Genomic DNA, 16,377 nt, shown 5'->3' on the forward strand with positions numbered 1-16,377 from the left:
AACTGCAACCGACCAGGAAACGACTGGGCGGATTGGGGCGCTATGGGCGGTTCAGCCAGCGCCGGAAAACGAGCGTGCCGGCGCCGTAGGCCAGCACGTCGAGCCAGTCGGCGGTGTAGCGGTCGGGGCGCAGCAGCGGGGCCAGCAGCTCAAACCACCCGCTCACGTACAGCCAGGCGGCCAGCAGCCAGGAATCGGGCAGGGTAAAGCGTGGCTGCCGGCGCCAGGCGCGCTGCACGGCCAGGGCCAGCGTGAGCACCACCGGCATGCACAGCAGGTCGGCCAGCCAGCTGGCGGCCCAGCCCGGCGGCTGCCAGCGGCCCCAGCGCGTGGCCAGCTGATACAGGCCATACAGGGCGGCCGCCGCCACGAACAGTGGGCGGCGCAGCAGCAGCAGGGCTAGCCGGCCAGTGCCGTTACCAGCCATATCACAAAGGAAACCGTGGCCGCGAACAGCAGCTGCCCGCCGCGCACCAGGTACTTGGGGCCGCGTAGCCACCAGGGGTCGGTGGGGTGGATGGGGATGAGCATGGCCGGCGGCAGCTCCCACTTCCAGGCCTGCTCCATCTCGGCCTGCTTGGCCGGGCCCTGCGGATCGAGCAGCTCGTGGCAGTGCTCGCACCGGTCGTCGGGCTGCTGCTGGTGGGCCGACCACTGGCCGCAGTGGGGGCATTTCTTGGAGGCGGAAAGCGGGGCAGCGTTCATGGCGGCAAAGGTACGGCCCGATCGGCGCACCCCAGGCCCACATATCTATGTAGGCCTGGGGTGCGCCGGTCGGGCCGCGAAGCGGAAACGGTGGCTGGCCTACAGCTCCATGATGTCTTCGTTCCAGAGCGTGGGCTCGGCCGTGATAAACTCCTGCATCATGTCCACGCACTCCTGCAGGTCGAGAATTTCCACTTCCACGCCGTGGCTTTCCAAAAAGGCCTTGGACTCGCCGAAGGTGCGGGCTTCGCCCACCACCACCTTGGGAATCTTGAACTGCACGATGGTGCCGGCGCACATGTAGCAGGGCATCAGGGTGGTGTAGAGCACCGTGTCGCGGTAGGTGCGCTGGCGGCCGGCGTTGTTGAGGCAGTCCATTTCGCCGTGCAGGATGGGGTTGAGCTCCTGCACGCGCTTGTTGTGGCCCTTGGCCACGATTTCGCCGTTGCGCATCAGCACCGAGCCGATGGGAATGCCGCCCTGCGAGCGGCCCAGGCGGGCTTCGTCGATGGCGGCTTGCATGAATTGGTCCATGGGAAAAGCAAGGAAAGGTGCTGGCCGCAGCCGGCGCCGGTCAATAATGAGGTGAACACCGCAAGATACGAGGCCGCAGCCGGCCGCGGCTCCCCGAATATGTGATTGTGGCCCGGAATGGGCTGGTCTACTTTTGCCGCCCCGCTAACGCACCGGCGGGCTGAGCAACCTGATCCAAGTATGAAAACCCTGCTTATCGGGGCCGGGGCGCTGGCCGTCTTGAACGCCGCCCCGCCCGTAGCCGCGCAGCAGCTGCGCGTGGCCTATTACGGCGAAACCATTACCCACTACGGGCTGAAAGCCGCCTACGAACACTCCCTGGCCGCGCGCGTGAAAAGCGGCAACGGCGCGCGCAAGGAGCTGCTGGTGGCGCCCGGCCTGGCCGTGTACCGGCACCCGCACAACCACCTGGGCGTGATTGTTTCGCCCGAGCTGCTGTACCGCCGCACCGGCGCGCGCGGCGGATTGCTGGAGGCCGGCGTGGCGCCCAGCTACTTTCGCTACTTCCTGGCCGGCACCACCTACCAGGTAAACGGGCAGGGCGAGCTGGAAAAGGTGCCCCTGGCCGGGCGCAGCGCCTTTCTGCCCACCGTCTTCGTGGGCGTGGGCCGCGACCTGCGGGTAAGCCGGCAAGCCAGCTGGGGCTGGTACAGCCGCCTGCTGCTGTCCAAGCAATACCCCTACAACGCCGGTTCACTTACCCGATTTGCCCTGGAGGCGGGCATCATCAAATCCCTGAAAACCCAATGAAACGCCTGCTCTTCCTCTGCTACGCCCTGGGTTTGCTGCTGCTGACCAGCTGCGGCAAAGACGACACCAAGCTCGAGCAGGACCTGCACCTGCGCCACAAGGGGGCCGACATGCCCATCTGGGTTCGGGGCAACCTGGCCTCGCGCAAAATCGTGCTCTTCCTGCACGGCGGCCCCGGCGACTGCGCCATGTGCTACCGCTACTACCTCAAGGACCTGGAAGACCACGTGGCAGTGGCCTACTGGGACCAGCGCGTGGCCGGCTCCTCGTCGGGCAAGGTCGATCCGGCCACGCTCACCTACGAGCAGTTCGGCGAAGATGCCTACTACGTGGTGAAGCTGCTCAGGCAAAAGTACCCGCAGGCCGAGGTGTACCTGCTGGCCCACAGCTACGGCGTGGAGCTGGCCTGGGAGTTTCTGACCCACAAGCCCGAGCACCAGCAGCTGGTAAAGGGCCTGATGGCCGTCAACGGCGTGTACTCCAACTACCGCTGGCTGGTGCAGATGCGCGAGTGGGTGCTGCGCGAGGCCCGGCAACAGGGCAACACCGCCGCCGAATCGTTTGCCCTGGCCAACCCCGTTACGCCCCAGACGCTGATGACCCTGGACTGGCAGCAGTACTACCGCTACATGCTAGATCTGGACGGCAACCCCGTGTCGCTCTACGACAACAAGAAGTTTCTGCTGCAGTACCTGTTTGCCTCGCCCAACACCGCGCTGGGCCAGTTCAGCCACGGCAACGCCTACAGCGGCTTCGATAAGACCCAGTTGTTGCAGTACGACCGCAGCGCCCAGCTACCCACGGTGCGCATTCCGGTAGCGTTGTTTTGGGGGCGTAAGGACGGGGTGGTGCCCATCGAAATTGCCCACGAAACCCAGGCCCTGCTGACCAATGCCCCGAGCAAAGACCTGGTGACCTTCGACAACTCCTGGCACGAACCCTTCGTGGCTGAGCAAGCCAAGTTCGTGCGCGAGGTGCTGCGCTTCGTGCAGTAGTAACCGGCCTCAACCACGCCCGCCGCGCCCCGGCCGAAGCAGCTTCGGCCGGGGCGCGGCTCGTTGGGGGTAGCGGCACCCCGGCGGCTACCGCGCGCAGATGCCCTTGTAGGGGCACCACTGGCACACGTCCAGGTCGTCGGTTTTGCGGATGGGCTCCTGGGGGTCGAGCATGCGCTCGACCAGGCGGGTGAGTACCTGCTGGCTGGCCTGCTCAAACGAGTCGCCGCCCTCGGTGAGGAACGACAGGTCGGCGGCCAGCGGGGCGGGGTCGGGGCTGCGCAGGGGCACGATGGCGGCTTCGGCGGCGGGGTAGCCCAGCTGGGCCAGCATCAGGCGGTAGAGCCAAAGCTGGCGCACCTTGTCGGGGCCGCCGCCGGCTTCGCTCACCAGCCGCTCCAGGGCCTCGGCGGCCGAGTACTTTTTGCGGCCGCCGCCCAGCAGGTTCAGCCCGCTGCCGTGCACCGCGCCGGTTTTGTAGTCGATGATGCGCCTGCGGCCGTCGGGCAGCTCGTCGACGCGGTCGGCAAAGCCCACCAGGCGCACGGCCACCCGCCCGCTGTTTTCGGTTTCGACGAACACGGTGCCGAACAACTCCTGCTCCAGGCCCACCACGCGCAGCGGCCCCTCGGCCTCGATCTGCCGAGCCAGCGAATCGAGGTAGCGCTGCACCAGGTGGCGGCCCACCCCACGGAGCACGTGGTTGAGGCCCTCGTCGGGCAGCTGCTGGCGGGGGTTGTCGGTTTCCTCGCCGTCGTCGAGGGCCAGGCCGCGCTCCAGCAGCTCGGCCACCTGCGGCCGGAATGCCTCCACGTCCTCGGCCGCGATGGGGCGGCCCGCCGTCACGAAGGGCTGCATCAGGTGCTCGAGCACGTAGTGCACGGCGGTGCCGAACACGTCGGCCCCCATTTCCTCGGCCACGCCTTCCTGCTCCTGAAACTTGGCAATGCGCGAGAAGTAGAACTGCAGCGAGCAGGTCAGGAACTGGTTCAGGCCCGAGGCCGACAGCCCGCGCTCCAGCAGCCCGCGAATGGCGCCCAGCATCTCGGCGTCTTTCTCCAGCACTAGGTCGCCTTCGTACTTGTCAGGTGCGAGTTGCGAGTTGCCAGTTGCCAGTTGTTCGTTGCTGGTTGTTCGTTGTTGGTTGTTCGTTGATGGGGGTAGGGGCAGGTCCGCCACGCCTGCAACTGGTAACTGGGAACTGACAACTGGCAACTGAGCCTGCGCGCTGGCCACCAGGTCGAGCACCTGCAGGCCGGGGTTCTGGGCGGCCAAATCGTTTTCGATCTGCAGCAGAAAGCGGCTCCGCTCGCCGGCCTGCACGCCCTCGGCGCCGGGCAGGATGTACACCAAATCGATTTGGCGGGCACGCTGCAAGAGGCGCCAGAACTGGTGCGAGGTGGCGGCTTCGTGGTCGGCGTAGGTGGGCAGGCCGTAGCGGGTGAGCACGTCGTAGGGAAACAACGAGCCGTGGCGCTTGGGGGCGGGCAGAATCTGCTCGTTGCAGCTCAGGATAACGATGTGGTCGAAGTCGAGGGCGCGGGTTTCCAGCAAGCCCATGATCTGCACCTGGGCAATGGGCTCCCCGGCGAAGGGCAGGCGGGTGCGGCCCATCTGCTCGTAGAGAAAGCGACGGAACGAGCGCACCGAGGGCCGCTGCTCGCGGCAGTCGAAGGCCGAGTCGAGCTGGCGCACCAGGGTGTAGAACAAGTACAGGTACTCGGCCTCGATGGCCGAGTGCTCGTGGCGGTACACGTCGCGCAGCAGCTCAATGACCTCGTAGCAGGCCCGCACCACGTCGTCGCAGTTGCGCCAGGGCCGGAACAGGGCTTCCACCAGCGGGTGGTGGCGGCCCAGCTCGCGCAGCTCGTCTTCGGTGAGCAGCACCGCGTTGCGCTGCACAATCTGGCGGCAGAGCTGGTCGAGCACGCCGTGGAAGCGCGCCTGCTCGGGCTGCTGGTCGAGCCAGTTTTCGTAGCGGCGCAGGAAGGGGTGGGCCAGCAGCTTGGTGACGGTGAGGTGGTGGTAGCGGCGAATGCCGTAGTCGGGGCCGGTTTCGCCCTCGCGCACGCCGGTCAGGTGCACCTCAAACAGCAGATCGATCAGGTTGAACAGGGGCGTGCTGCGGAAGCTCAGGCCCATGGTCACGTTGAACTGCGGCACGGCATGGGGCGGCAAGCCGTGCAGCACCGGCAGCAGCAGGGTTTCGTCGGGCAGCACCACGGCCACCGAGGCCTGGGGAGCGGTTTGCAGGCCCTCGACCACCAGCTGCCCGGCCACCTTGCCCTGCATCGAGTTATTGGCTACGCCGATAAAGCGCACCTGCCGCGGCAGGGTGCGCAGCAGATCCTCGGCCCCGGTGTCGGCAAAGCCGAAAGCGGTGGGGGCCAGGTCGAGCGAGTCGGCGAGGCGGCGGTAGGGCAAGCCGGCGCGGTTGGGCGAGTCGCCGTCGAGGTAAAAGCGGTCGGTATCGAAGCGCACCTCGGCCCGGCGCTCCTTAAGCAGCAGCTTGATCAGGCGGCGCTCGGCCCGCGACAGCAGCCCCAAACCCAGAAACACGTGCTGGGGCACCTGCTGGGGCGCTTCCTGCAGGCGCTTTTGCAGGGCATCGACGGCCAGGCGGTAGGCCAGCCCGGGATAGGCCAGGGCCTGGTCTTTGAGGCGGCGGCGCAGGCGGCGGTACACTTTCTCCAGGTCGTCCCAGAAGCGGAACCAGGCCGCCGTGGCCGAGGCCGGCGCGGGCGAGTCGGTCAGGTCCCAGCGCTCCAGGGCCTTGGCTTCGGAGAGGTACTCAAACAAACTGGCGGCGTCGGCCAGGTTCTGGTCGAGGGCCGAGAAGTCGTCGAGCAGCAGGCGCGACCAGCCGGTAAACAAGTCGAAGTCCAGCTTGGGGTCCAGCTCGCGCAGGATGTCGAAGAGCATCAGCTGCAGGGCAATGGGCTCTTCCACCTGCACGCCGGCCAGCTCCACCATGTAGTCTTCCATAGCCGCCACCCGCGGGCTCCACACGGCCTCGCCCAGGGGCGCGTTCAGGGCCAGCTCGTTTTTGAGGTACACCACCGCCCGGCGCGTGGGCACCACCACCACCAGGTCCGAGAGCTCGGCGCCCGAAAAGCGGCGCAGCAAATCCTGCGCGGCCTGGCGCAGAAACGGTTGCAGGGAAGCGGAGTCAGGGGCAGCCGTGATTAGGGGCTCGGAAGCGGGGGCAGCGGGCAAATTCATGTAGGGTAAAGATAGGCTACGGCCCCGAGGATGGCGAAGCCGAGGCGGGCGGTTTCCGGTCCGCGGGCCGTCGGGGAGAAGTCAAACGGGTTGTACCAAAATGCCTTGTACCAAAATCACTTTTGGTACAAGGCATTTTGGTACAGACTGCTGCTGGTTGGCGGCTGACGTGGGTGCAGGTGCCGGGCAAGTGGAACCGCGCCGGTCGGGCAAGAGCCCGCCGGCTTGTACCAAAACTTCCTGTACCAAATTTCCTTGGTACAGGAAGTTTTGGTACAGCTTTCAGCTGCTCGGCCCCGGTACTGCCGGTCGGGCGGCGCTGGGCAGGGCTACTGATGGGCCGCGGAGCCGGCCGCGTCGGGGTGGTCGATGGTGTAGAAGCGCACTTCGCTGCCGTAGTGAAACTGCTGGCCCTGGTAGCGCAGGCCGCACTTTTCGAGCACGTGCTGGGAGGCCAGGTTCGCGGGGTTGGTGATGCCCACAATCTGCTGCAGGTCCAGCTGGTGAAAGCCGTAGTGAAGCAGGGCCCGCGTCATTTCGGTGGCGTAGCCGCGGCCCCAGTAGGCGGGGAAGAAGCGGTAGCCTACCTCAATGTGCCCCGAGGCTTCGAGGTGCTTGAGCAGGTGAATGCCCGCCAACTGCCCGCTGGCCTTGTCGATGACGGCCCAGCGGCCCAGACCGGGAAAGCGCGGGTAGTCGCCTACCACTTCCTGCAGGTACTCGCGGGTGCCTTCGAGGGTGCGGGGCGGAATGATGTAGCGCATCACGGCGGGGTCGGAGTCGAGGCGAAATACCGCGTCGAGGTCATCGAGGGAAAGGCGGCGCAAAGCCAGGCGGTCGGTTTCGGGCAGCTGGGACATGGACTGGGGGCGTTGGAGGTGGTTGCCGGCACCTTGGGTTGCAACGGCGGCGGGCAGGAAAAACGGCGGGCGTGATGTGGGGTAAAAATAGGAGGAGGGACCATGCTTGTTCATTCAGGCTGAACCTGCCGTGGCCGGTATCTTTGGGCGCATGGCGCTTCGGGTGGAAAGAACGGACGTATCAGCTACCGCGCCCGCGGCCCCGGTGGGGGCGCAGAGCTTGTGGAAACGAACCCTGTCCTTTATCGGCTGGGGCATCCTGACGCTGATTTTTCCTGTGCTTCCGGGGCTGCTGCTATTGGGAGTAGCCGGGGTAGTTGCGGTGCTGGTGTTGGGGCTGGTGTTCGTGTTCGGCTCCTATGCGCTGGGCGTGCTTATGGGTAAGCCGGAAGCATTTGGCTGGCGCGACGCCGCGGAGCCGGAGTCGGAGCGGGTGTTCGAGTCGCCCGCGCTGACGGTGGAACTGGTAGCATTCCCCAATGATGGAGCGGGCGAGGACGACCCGCTGGCGGCGGAGTGGGAAGCGGCAGTGCCCGAAGACAACGAGGTTTGGCTGGCAGCAATCAGAACCTATCCGGAGCGCGAAGGGCTGCCCGGCCCCTACGCCACGGGGTTTCAAAAACCCGTGGCCGGCGGCAAGCTGATTCAGGTGGTGGGCTGGGCCGGGGCGGAAGCAAAAAAGCGAGCGACTTCCTGGTTGGTGCTGCTCGATTCCGCTTCCGGCGCCTGGTCGATCCTAACGGAAGTCGGCCTGTTCAGCCTCTACGAAGTCCCGGGCCAGCCGCTGCAAATCCACGGATACGACCGCGCCCGCTACGACCGTGCCGGCAGGGAGCAGCTGCAACTGCAGCTGGTGGAAGAAGTGGGCTAGCTGCTCCAGCATAACGCAGCGGCTACCAGCCGTAGATAGCCGCCCACTCGGCGGGCAGGCGGATTTCGGTTCCGGCGGGCAGGTCGGGCACCGCGTCGGCTTCGAGCAGCAAGCCGGGGCGGGTCTGCTCGTCGCGCTGCAGCTCTTCCACCGAGGCCGGTACCCGCAACGTGCCCCCGGGCAGGTGCAACTCCACTTCCAACTGGGCGTGCAGCGGCAGGCGGCGCAGGGCGGGTTCGTAGGCGGGCCGGGGCAGCACCAGCCGTCCCAGGCCCGGTAGCAGCAGGGTGGTTTCGACTAGCAGCAGCAGGGTAGCGGGCATGGGGTTGGTAAACAGGTGGGTGGTGCGGGCTTAAAGCTATTGCCGGGAATAGGGCCAGCAACAACAGAGCGTCGGTAAAGGCGGGCCTGGCCAACTTTTTCGCATGTTGCGGGTCCGGCATTGCCTGCCGAACAGGTGGCCGGGTTTTATATGCGAAAGTATTATTACACCCTGATGCTGGCTTTGCTGGGCTGCGGCGAGTCGCGCCGCGAAACCGCGACGCAGCAACCCCAGTCTGCCCCCGAGGTGCCGGCCCGGCCCACCGCGCCGCCTCGGCCCGCCACCGGCTATGCCGCCCGGCCCTATATCCCGCTGGGCCAGGGAATCGACTCGCTGAACGGGGCGCCGGTAGCGCGCATCGCGGGCGAAAACTATCGGGTAGTAGTGGAGGCCCGCCCCGACCTTACCCGCCCGCTGCTGTGGTCCCGAGGGTACGCCGATTCGCTGGCCCAGGCCGACCCGGACTGGGCGAAATCCATACGCGAAAGCGGCTACGGCTTCGACGCGACCTATACGTTTAAGCTGCTGGATGCCCGGGGACGGGCGAGGTTTACGACCACCCTGCGCAAGATGGATTTTGCGGAAGTCGTTGCCAAAGAGCTGCTGATGGAGGCTGTGCTGGATACCCCGGTGTTCTACGGCTATCTGCCGAAGTTCAACGCCCTGGCATACCGCTCTAGGTTCACCGCCGAGGGCACCGACTGGTCGATGGAGACGCTGCTGCTGCTGGACGCCGGTACGGGCCGCGTGCGCTACCTGCTGCCTGATAAACCCTCCGAAGACCTGCACGAGAGCAACATGCTCACTCCTGACGGAGAGGTGCTCATTACGCGGCAGCGCCTGATCCATGCGTCGGGCCGGCAGTTGGCTCTGCAGCGGCCCGACCAACGCATCGCCGCTACTCAGCTCATTAGCTCCAATGTTGTGCTGGTTGTCTACGAGCCGGATTTCAACGACAAAGGGCGGCGTAAGCCGGGGGAGAAGCTCAACGCCCGGCTGCTCGATTTAAGCGGACGGGAGCTGGATCGGTTTGCCTTTCGCGGCACCGCCACCGACTACCTCGAGGGCCTGGCCCTTAACCACTGCTATGCTCCGCAGCTGGGTAGCCATTACCTGTTCGACGACAGCAACCGCACCCTGCGGATTATTCCGGCCCGCCAACCCACCGCTTCCCGCCTCCTTTCCCTGGAGTCATTGCCGAAGTACGCGCTGCCAACTCGGGCCGCGGAAGTTCGACTGGAAATCAGGACGGGGTTAGGCGAGCAGCTGGTGCTATTCGCCGACACAGTTTCCGGCGAGTTGCGCGCCCAGCCGGTCAGGCAGCTGTAACGTTGGAAAGCCGCAAAGGGAGCAGGTAGTTGGGGCTTAAAGCCAGGGGAGTCACCGGCTGGTCAGCGGGCATGGAGGCGGGTAGTAGCCCACGCCAGCCAATCCCTGAGGTAGTCGGGGCGGGGGCGACCAGCCAAGAAGTCGGCTACCCGGTGGGTGCTCAGGCGCGGGAACAGCAGCAAGAATAGAAACAGGGCCGCCGCGCCCGCGGTCGACAGCCACAACAGCCGCCACGCCGCCGCACCGCGGGCCGCAAAAGGCTCGTTGACCGGCAGCAACACGACGGAAACGGCCGTGCCAATGATACCCCAGGGGCTGGCGGCCACGGCTGCGCGGAACGGCTGCGCGTCCCCCGCGTTACGAACCCGTTGCAGATACGCGAACTGCTCCGGCCGCTGCTGTTGCAACACCCGGTGGGCGCGCTCCATAAACTGCTGCTGGGCCCCCTCGCGTTGGGCGTGGCTGATGCGGTTGTCGATTACCTCGCTGATGGATGCCCCCAGCCACGCCACGGGCCGGCCTTCCAGGGTGTCGGCGGCGGTGGCGAAGAGCGGATAGCTGGCGTAGAGCGTAACATCCAGGCGCTGGGAGTTCTTGCCCGTGGCCTGCGTTTCGGGGTAAAAGGCGGCCTGGCGCTTGCCCAGGTAGAAGTCGCGGACGGTATAAAAGTCAGTTGGCGGGCGGTGGGGCAGCTGGGTGATGGAGTCCAAAGCCGTGAGCTTACCCCGGCGGCTGGCAATAAAATCCGTGGCGCTGATGCTGGGCAGTACCAGGCTTGCGCAGGCCATCATCCCCAGGAACATGCTGGAGTCACCGCGGCGCTGGGGCCGCAGCAGATTCAGGCGGGGCCGCAAGGTCAGCAGCACCAGCAAGGTGCCCGGCACCAAGGGGAGCCACAACATCCAGCCGTTGATGGTGGACTCGGCCCACCGCAGCTCGTACCCCAGGGCTACCAGCAGGATGGCATAGAGCCAGGGGAAAGTCAGCAGCAGCAGCAGAAATGGCAGGAAAATCAGCCGCAGCTTAGCATATAGGTCACGCATCAGATATCCGGGGTTCTTGGCTACCAGCTCAGCTCAGCAGCTGAACTCCACCACCTCTTCCGTCTCGAAGTAGTACAGCAGCCCGCGCACCTCGGCGTAGCCCAGGCGCTTGAACAGCTGCCCGTACTGAGCCAGCAGCTGCCGGTGCCGCGGCTCGGGCGGGGGCACCCGAAAGTCCAGCAGCGTCACGCGGCCCGGGCCCAGGCCCACCGCGGGCTCAAACACCACCCGGTCGGGCTTGTAGTCCTCGCGCGGGGCACCGCCGACGAGGATTTCGCGCTCGGTTTCGGCAATGACGCCGGGGCGGAAGTAGGCTTCCAGCTGCGGGTGCTGCACCAGCTGGCGCAGGCGCTGCAGCAGCTCGGGCTGCTCGCGCCGGCTCACCAGGCCCTCGGCCGTAAGCTGCCCGGCCACGCGCTCCACGTCGCGCTGCGAGATGACGCGGCGCAGGGCAAAGTGCAGCTTGCGGCTCCACTCGCGCTGCTGCTGCTGCTCCGAGAAATCGAATACCGTGCTGGCGTGGCGGCGCAGGCGCAGGCGCTGCTCCCAGTCGGCGGTGGCCAGGTTGGTGAGGGGGAATAGGGTTGGTTTATGGTTGTTGGTTGTCGGTTTTTGGTTGTTCGTTTCTGGCTGTTCGTTTTCCGTTTCTGGTTGTTGGGTGTTAGTTATAGTTTGTTGGTTGGTCGTTTCCGGTTGTTGGTCGTTGGATGTTGGGTGTGCGTTGTTGGGTGTTGATTGGGCGGCGGAGAGGGGCGACTCATTAATAATTGATAATTCATCATTATTAATTAAGTCAACCACGTAGGTCAGCTGCTCGTCGTTCCACTGACCCCGGTCCGCCAGGTAGCGGTGCAGCAGCTGGGCCACGTTGGCTGCGGGGCCCGCGTCGTCCTTGGCCCGGCCCTCGGGGCGGCGGCTGATGACATACAGGCGCTGGCGCGGGCGGGTGAAGGCCACATAGAGCAGGTTCAGTGCCTCCACGAAGGTTTTCTCGCGCTCCTCGGCGTACTGGCCGGCCAGCACGGTCTGGGCCAGCTCCTTGCGCTGCTTCACCACGGCCACCGGCGGCATCTCGGCCACGGGCTTGTCCTCGTCGGCCAGGCGGCCCCAGAGGTAGGAGCCGCCGAAGGCCGAGCTGGGCTCCAGGCTCCAGTCGGCAAAGGGCACGATGACCACGCCGTAGGCCAGGCCCTTGGCCTTGTGCACGGTGGTGATGGTGATGGCCCCGCCGCGGCCCGCCGGAGCGTTGATGCTCAGGCTGCTTTTGCGCTGGTCCCAGTAAGCCAGGAAGTTGCCCAGGTTGTTGCCGAAGCGCAGGGAGTACTCCAGGGTCAGGTCGAGAAAGCGGAACAAGTACTCGCTTTCCTCGCGGCGGTGCAGTAGCCCAAACAGGCCCATAAGCTTTTCGCTCAGCTCGTAGAGGTCGAGGTTGCCGGTCTGGCGCTCCTGCACGTCGTAGCCCAGGCGGCGCAGCTCGTCGAAGAAGGGCAGGCTGCGCTCGGCCTTGGCCACGGCCGCAATCTGCCGGGCCCGCCCGGGCGTGGGCGGCACCCCGCGCACCACCTTGTCGACCAGCAGCAGCGCCTCGACCCGCGCCAGCGAATCGGCGGGCTGGTGCAGCACCCGCAGAATGGCCACCAGCAGATTCACCACCTCGGCAAACTCCAACGAAAGCGAGTCGGCCGAAATGATGTCGTAGCCGCGCTCCTTCAGAAACTTGGCCACCCGGCGCGACTGGTCGCGGCGGCGGCAGAGCACGGCCACGTCCTCGGGCCGAATGCCGTCGGCCACGGCCTGCTCGATGTAGGCCAGCGTGAGGTAGAGCGTGCTTTCGTCGTAGGCCAGCGCATCGGTGGCGTGGTGGCCGGGTAGGGGCTCGTCGCGGTAGCGTCCCTGGGCCGGGGCGTAAAGCCGGGCCGGCGCGTCGGGCTGGGTGAACAGGATTTCGACGTGACTGGGTGGCCCGCTCAGGGCCGCGGCCGGCGCCTGTTGCCCGAAGTGCGCGTCGTAGATGCTTTGCACCAGCTCCAGCTGCGGGTGGCCCTGGGCCACGTGGGCGAAGAAGTCGTTGTTGAACTGAATGATCTGCGGGCCCGAGCGGAAGTTGGTTTGCAGCGACATCGGCTCCAGCGCCCCGGCCAGGCCGATGTAGCGCTCGGCCAGGATGGCGCGCATCTCCAGGTCCTGGACCCGCTCTACCAGGGCCCGGGGCGCACCCTGGTAGAGGCGCAGAATCTGCTCCATCTCGCCGCCGCGCCAGCGGTAAATGGCCTGCTTGGCGTCGCCCACGGCCAAAGAGAGGTTGCCGCCCGCCACGGCGTTTTCCACCAGCGGCAGCAGGTTGTTCCACTGCAGCTCCGAGGTGTCCTGGAACTCGTCGATGAGCAGGTGCTGGTACCGCTCGCCCAGCCGCTCGTAGAGGAAGGGCACCGGCTCGCGCAGCACGATGCGGGCCAGGCGGCGGTTGAACTCGCCGATGAGCACCACGTTGCGGTCCTGGCTGACCTGCTGCACGGCCTTGCTCAGCTCGCTCAGCAGCGACACGTGAAACAGCTGCGGCAGCATGCCCTCAATCAGCAGGTAGTGGCCCAGGTACCGCTCGCGCAGGGTTTCCAGCTCGTAGAACGCGGCCGACAACTCGGGCGCCACGGCTTCCAGAGCCGGTTTCAGCGGCCCTTTCAGCGCGTCGCCGCTGCCCCACTTGCTCGATTCGGCCGCCTTGCGCGCCGTGGCCGTGGGCGTACCCGAGGGGTCGTCGAGCCAGCGCAGGGGCTTGCTGAAGTGGGAGTGCACGCCGTTTTTGCCGCCCGCCAGCTGGTCGAGGCCGATGCCCTGGGTTGCCAGCAACGCCAGCACCCGGTCGCCCACGGCCTGCAGGTCGGCCTGCATCTGCTCGCGCAGCTGCTTGAGGGTGCGGTGCAGCTCGCGGAACTGCTTGAGCTCCATCTGCTGCAGCTGGGCCACCGCCTCGTGCACCGACTCGTTGAGCAGAAACTTGCCGAAGCGCATGATTTCCTCGGGCAGCTGGTTCCAGCTGCGGCCTTCCTCGGCCTTGCTCAGGGCGTAGTCCTGCAGGGTGCGGGTGAGTAGCTGGTGCTCGGGGCCGCGGTTCACCTTGTCGAGCAGCAAAGCCACCGCCGCGTGCAGCACCGATTCGTCGTCGAGCTCTACCTCGAAGGCGGCGGGCAAGCCCAGCTCGCGGGTGAAGGCCTGCACCACCCGCTGGACAAACGAGTCGATGGTGCTGACGGCAAAGTCGGCGTAGTGGTAGAGCACCAGCTTGAACGTCTGCTGGGCCCGGCGGCACAGCAGCCCCTGCCGGGCTTCGGGCGTGTCGAGCACCCGGGGCAGCAGGCCGTCGGCGGCCATTTCCTCAGCCAGCTCGGCCAGCAGCGCGTCGGCCTTCGGGTCGGTACCGGGCTGGGCAAAACCACGCAGCGCGCCGATGATGCGCTCCTTCATTTCGGCCGCGGCGGCGTTGGTGAAGGTAATGGCCAGGATGCCTTTGTAGTAGCCCGGCTCGTCGGCGCCCAGCGCCAGCCGCAGATATTCCTTGGTGAGCTGATAGGTTTTGCCGGAGCCGGCCGAAGCGGAATAGATGCGGAAGGTAGCGGGCATGCGGGGAAGCGGAGTGTCGTTTGGTAAAGGTCGAACGAATCAGTCTATTTGAACGATGGAGTACACAACAGACTTGGAGCCGGTTCAGTGGCTGAAGCAGAATCCTGCTGCGCGAGCTGCCACGGAGCCGCTGCTGGTGAAGCACTTGTTGCCGGAGCGCTATCCGTATATCCGGGCGCTGCTGCCGGCGGTAGGCATCATCGAGGGTTTTCCTTTTGATCAGGTCAAGCCCGACAGCAGCCGTATTGAGCAGATCAACCGCAACGTGGCCATCTGGACGCAGCACGATGTTTACCGCGCGGGGCGCACGCCAGTCTACCAGCCTACTTCCTTCCGGCAGCTGGCCGCCCGGTTTGCGTTGCCCTACAACTTAGACTTATTAGGTAAGCTGCTCTGGCGCACGTTGGGTTTTGCTACCCTGGCCGAGCCCACCGCGGCTGTTTTGCTGGACCTGCTGCTACAACTCGCACCGGCAACCACGCTTAACCTCTACGTTGAGGATTCCTGGCGCTGGGGACCGGAGTTTACCCCAATACTGCCCACCGATGAGGAAGTGCTGTATCGGGTGACAGCGAGGGAGTTCATTGACTTCCTGCAGCAAGCCGCCTTCGATGCCACGGCCTACCTGTTCCCGGATGCGCGAAACTGGTGCCTGGTCAACGTTGAAGACGGCCTCTGCCCCATTATTGGAGGCCATGCCGATACCGAAGCCCTGATAGCCGCTCACTTCAGGGGTGAACCCCTGCCTCTAAGCGCCGAATCCGAAGTATTCTAGTGCAACCTAGCCCACCGGCCCCAGCATGCGCGCCACCACCGCGGGCTCGATGCGTTTGGGCCGCTGGGTGTGCGGGTCGAGCAGCACCCAGCGGGTTTCGGCCTCGCACAGCAGCACGCCATCCGCCAGCCGCTCGATGCGGGTAAAGCGCTGCGAGGTGGCGCCCTTCATTTCGCCCACCCAGGTCGTGAGTTGCAGCTCGTCGCCCAGCAGCGCGGGTTTGAGGTAGCGCACGTGGTGCTCCATGACCACCCAAACGTAGGGCTCCCCCGCGCCGGCGGGGTAGGCCGTAAGCCAGTGCGCGCCGGCAATGTCCTGAATCCACTGCACGTACTGCACGTTGTTGACGTGGTTGAGCGCGTCGATGTGGTCCTCAACCACGGTAACGGGCCGGGAGAAGCGGAAGGCGGAAGCGGTGGATTCAGTCATTTTAATAGAAGGGCTCAGGCGGAGGCACGCGCGGCCTTGCGGGCCCACACTTTGGCCAGGTACGGCCGCACATCGAAGGTCTGACAGGCCGTATCGCCGTGGTCGATGCTGACGGGGCCGATGCGGTCGGCGGCGGCCTCTACCCGCTGCCGCAGGGCCTCGTTGCGGCTGCCGATGCTGATGAGGCAGTTGTTCATGCCTTCCCGTGCGCGGTTGGCGGCTCCGGCCAGCTGCTGCTCGATCTGCCGGATGTAGGGCTCGAAAAACGCGTCGGGCAGCGCGGCATCCTGCAGGGCCAGCCGCCCGAGCAGGGCAAAGCCCAGGCGCTGCCGGTATTCGTCGGGCGTGGCGGTCCACTCGGCCAGCTTGGCCTGGGCGAAGGGCGTTTCGGCCACCAGCGCGGCCAGCGAATCGGCCAGTGCGTGGTTGGGCACTTCGGCGGCCCAGGCCTCGGCTTCGGCGGCGCTCAGCTGCTGCGGGTCGGCCAGCATGGTAGCCAGGGTGCGGGCCTCGAAGTTGCCGGTGGGCCAGAGCTGCCGGGCCAGCGCGTGGGCGTGGGCGCGGTCCTTGCCGCGGCCCACCAGCTGCTTCTTCAGCTTGCCCAGCTCGGCGAAGCTCACGCCGAACACGTGGTCGCCGCAGCCGTGGCGGCGGTAGGTTTGGCGGGTCTGCTCGGTGCCCAGGGTCTGCAGCTGCTGGTAAATCTCGTCGAAGCTCATGGCGGGGGAAGTAGCGGGTAGTAAAGCCGTTCGGGCCTTAAAGTTGACCACGCGCCGGCAAAGGCCATAATAAAGTATCGCCTAAGTGAAGTATTGGCTGGCGGATTATTCAAAATAAGTAATACCTTTACTAGCGTTTAAGGAAATTAAGCTTCCGAACCACTACACTTATTCTCGTGCAGAATTACAGTAGGGTCCTGCGGCG

Annotated in this window: 15 protein-coding genes; 5 read left to right on the forward strand and 10 right to left on the reverse strand. The window is 65.9% G+C overall.

The genetic code is table 11. The annotated features are described in order from the left end of the window. Window positions 1-40: 40 nt before the first annotated feature. From ACE191_RS02540 to ACE191_RS02550, 3 genes are all read right to left on the reverse strand, one after another. The gene (locus tag ACE191_RS02540) at window positions 41-427 is read right to left on the reverse strand and encodes a hypothetical protein (RefSeq protein WP_400190611.1); all 387 of its coding nucleotides are present in this window, start codon (window positions 425-427) and stop codon (window positions 41-43) included. Next, entirely contained in the window at window positions 400-705 is a 306-nt protein-coding gene (locus ACE191_RS02545) for a hypothetical protein (protein ID WP_400190612.1), read from the reverse strand. The genes ACE191_RS02540 and ACE191_RS02545 overlap by 28 nt, the downstream gene beginning before the upstream one ends. Before the next feature lie 99 nt (window positions 706-804). Continuing rightward, window positions 805-1,239, reverse strand: a complete 435-nt coding sequence (locus ACE191_RS02550) for a nucleoside deaminase (protein WP_400190613.1) — start codon at window positions 1,237-1,239, stop codon at window positions 805-807. Between the two features lie 180 nt (window positions 1,240-1,419). On the opposite strand from ACE191_RS02550, the gene ACE191_RS02555 reads away from it, so the two are divergent. Next, window positions 1,420-1,989, forward strand: coding sequence for a hypothetical protein (locus tag ACE191_RS02555; RefSeq protein ID WP_400190614.1), 570 nt, complete (start codon window positions 1,420-1,422; stop codon window positions 1,987-1,989). After that, window positions 1,986-2,984, forward strand: a complete 999-nt coding sequence (locus ACE191_RS02560; RefSeq protein ID WP_400190615.1) for an alpha/beta fold hydrolase — start codon at window positions 1,986-1,988, stop codon at window positions 2,982-2,984. The genes ACE191_RS02555 and ACE191_RS02560 overlap by 4 nt, the downstream gene beginning before the upstream one ends. Window positions 2,985-3,071: 87 nt before the next feature. On the opposite strand, the gene ACE191_RS02565 is transcribed toward ACE191_RS02560, so the two are convergent. Both ACE191_RS02565 and ACE191_RS02570 read right to left on the reverse strand, forming a co-directional pair. Beyond that, entirely contained in the window at window positions 3,072-6,206 is a 3,135-nt protein-coding gene (locus tag ACE191_RS02565) for a PD-(D/E)XK nuclease family protein (RefSeq protein WP_400190616.1), read from the reverse strand. Between the two features lie 329 nt (window positions 6,207-6,535). Continuing rightward, complete coding sequence (locus tag ACE191_RS02570; protein WP_400190617.1) at window positions 6,536-7,066, reverse strand: GNAT family N-acetyltransferase; 531 nt, start codon at window positions 7,064-7,066, stop codon at window positions 6,536-6,538. 106 nt (window positions 7,067-7,172) lie between these two features. Here ACE191_RS02570 and ACE191_RS02575 point away from each other — a divergent pair, with 106 nt between their 5' ends. Continuing rightward, complete coding sequence (locus tag ACE191_RS02575) at window positions 7,173-7,937, forward strand: hypothetical protein (RefSeq protein WP_400190618.1); 765 nt, start codon at window positions 7,173-7,175, stop codon at window positions 7,935-7,937. Window positions 7,938-7,959: 22 nt separating this feature from the next. Here ACE191_RS02575 and ACE191_RS02580 read toward each other — a convergent pair whose 3' ends face one another. After that, a complete protein-coding gene (locus tag ACE191_RS02580) occupies window positions 7,960-8,259 on the reverse strand; it encodes a hypothetical protein (RefSeq protein ID WP_400190619.1) in 300 nt (99 codons plus the stop codon). A 150-nt stretch (window positions 8,260-8,409) separates the two neighbouring features. Here ACE191_RS02580 and ACE191_RS02585 point away from each other — a divergent pair, with 150 nt between their 5' ends. Further along, entirely contained in the window at window positions 8,410-9,588 is a 1,179-nt protein-coding gene (locus ACE191_RS02585) for a hypothetical protein (RefSeq protein ID WP_400190620.1), read from the forward strand. 62 nt (window positions 9,589-9,650) lie between these two features. Here ACE191_RS02585 and ACE191_RS02590 read toward each other — a convergent pair whose 3' ends face one another. Together ACE191_RS02590 and ACE191_RS02595 are read right to left on the reverse strand one after the other, a co-directional pair. Continuing rightward, window positions 9,651-10,631 carry a hypothetical protein gene (locus ACE191_RS02590; RefSeq protein ID WP_400190621.1) on the reverse strand — a complete coding sequence of 327 codons (981 nt, stop codon included), beginning with the start codon at window positions 10,629-10,631 and terminating at the stop codon, window positions 9,651-9,653. A gap of 33 nt (window positions 10,632-10,664) precedes the next feature. Next, window positions 10,665-14,249 carry a UvrD-helicase domain-containing protein gene (locus tag ACE191_RS02595; protein WP_400190622.1) on the reverse strand — a complete coding sequence of 1,195 codons (3,585 nt, stop codon included), beginning with the start codon at window positions 14,247-14,249 and terminating at the stop codon, window positions 10,665-10,667. A 55-nt stretch (window positions 14,250-14,304) separates the two neighbouring features. Here ACE191_RS02595 and ACE191_RS02600 point away from each other — a divergent pair, with 55 nt between their 5' ends. Next, window positions 14,305-15,024: a hypothetical protein gene (locus tag ACE191_RS02600; protein ID WP_400190623.1), complete on the forward strand. Its 720-nt coding sequence runs from the start codon at window positions 14,305-14,307 to the stop codon at window positions 15,022-15,024. A 6-nt stretch (window positions 15,025-15,030) separates the two neighbouring features. Here the strand turns inward: ACE191_RS02600 and ACE191_RS02605 are convergent, their stop codons facing one another. Next, the gene (locus tag ACE191_RS02605) at window positions 15,031-15,453 is read right to left on the reverse strand and encodes an acyl-CoA thioesterase (protein ID WP_400190624.1); all 423 of its coding nucleotides are present in this window, start codon (window positions 15,451-15,453) and stop codon (window positions 15,031-15,033) included. 14 nt (window positions 15,454-15,467) lie between these two features. Next, window positions 15,468-16,172 carry a DNA alkylation repair protein gene (locus tag ACE191_RS02610; RefSeq protein WP_400190625.1) on the reverse strand — a complete coding sequence of 235 codons (705 nt, stop codon included), beginning with the start codon at window positions 16,170-16,172 and terminating at the stop codon, window positions 15,468-15,470. Window positions 16,173-16,377: the final 205 nt, after the last annotated feature.

The sequence above is a fragment of the Hymenobacter sp. B81 genome, from assembly GCF_044628455.1.
Classification (GTDB): Bacteria; Bacteroidota; Bacteroidia; order Cytophagales; family Hymenobacteraceae; genus Solirubrum.

Coding starts and splice junctions, on each gene's coding strand:
- ACE191_RS02610 (WP_400190625.1), bottom strand. CDS start 16,172: ATGAGCTTCGACGAGATTTACCAGCAGCTGCAGACCCTGGGCACCGAG.
- ACE191_RS02550 (WP_400190613.1), bottom strand. CDS start 1,239: ATGGACCAATTCATGCAAGCCGCCATCGACGAAGCCCGCCTGGGCCGC.
- ACE191_RS02595 (WP_400190622.1), bottom strand. CDS start 14,249: ATGCCCGCTACCTTCCGCATCTATTCCGCTTCGGCCGGCTCCGGCAAA.
- ACE191_RS02605 (WP_400190624.1), bottom strand. CDS start 15,453: ATGACTGAATCCACCGCTTCCGCCTTCCGCTTCTCCCGGCCCGTTACC.
- ACE191_RS02555 (WP_400190614.1), top strand. CDS start 1,420: ATGAAAACCCTGCTTATCGGGGCCGGGGCGCTGGCCGTCTTGAACGCC.
- ACE191_RS02585 (WP_400190620.1), top strand. CDS start 8,410: ATGCGAAAGTATTATTACACCCTGATGCTGGCTTTGCTGGGCTGCGGC.
- ACE191_RS02580 (WP_400190619.1), bottom strand. CDS start 8,259: ATGCCCGCTACCCTGCTGCTGCTAGTCGAAACCACCCTGCTGCTACCG.
- ACE191_RS02590 (WP_400190621.1), bottom strand. CDS start 10,631: ATGCGTGACCTATATGCTAAGCTGCGGCTGATTTTCCTGCCATTTCTG.
- ACE191_RS02560 (WP_400190615.1), top strand. CDS start 1,986: ATGAAACGCCTGCTCTTCCTCTGCTACGCCCTGGGTTTGCTGCTGCTG.
- ACE191_RS02570 (WP_400190617.1), bottom strand. CDS start 7,066: ATGTCCCAGCTGCCCGAAACCGACCGCCTGGCTTTGCGCCGCCTTTCC.
- ACE191_RS02600 (WP_400190623.1), top strand. CDS start 14,305: ATGGAGTACACAACAGACTTGGAGCCGGTTCAGTGGCTGAAGCAGAAT.
- ACE191_RS02545 (WP_400190612.1), bottom strand. CDS start 705: ATGAACGCTGCCCCGCTTTCCGCCTCCAAGAAATGCCCCCACTGCGGC.
- ACE191_RS02540 (WP_400190611.1), bottom strand. CDS start 427: ATGGCTGGTAACGGCACTGGCCGGCTAGCCCTGCTGCTGCTGCGCCGC.
- ACE191_RS02565 (WP_400190616.1), bottom strand. CDS start 6,206: ATGAATTTGCCCGCTGCCCCCGCTTCCGAGCCCCTAATCACGGCTGCC.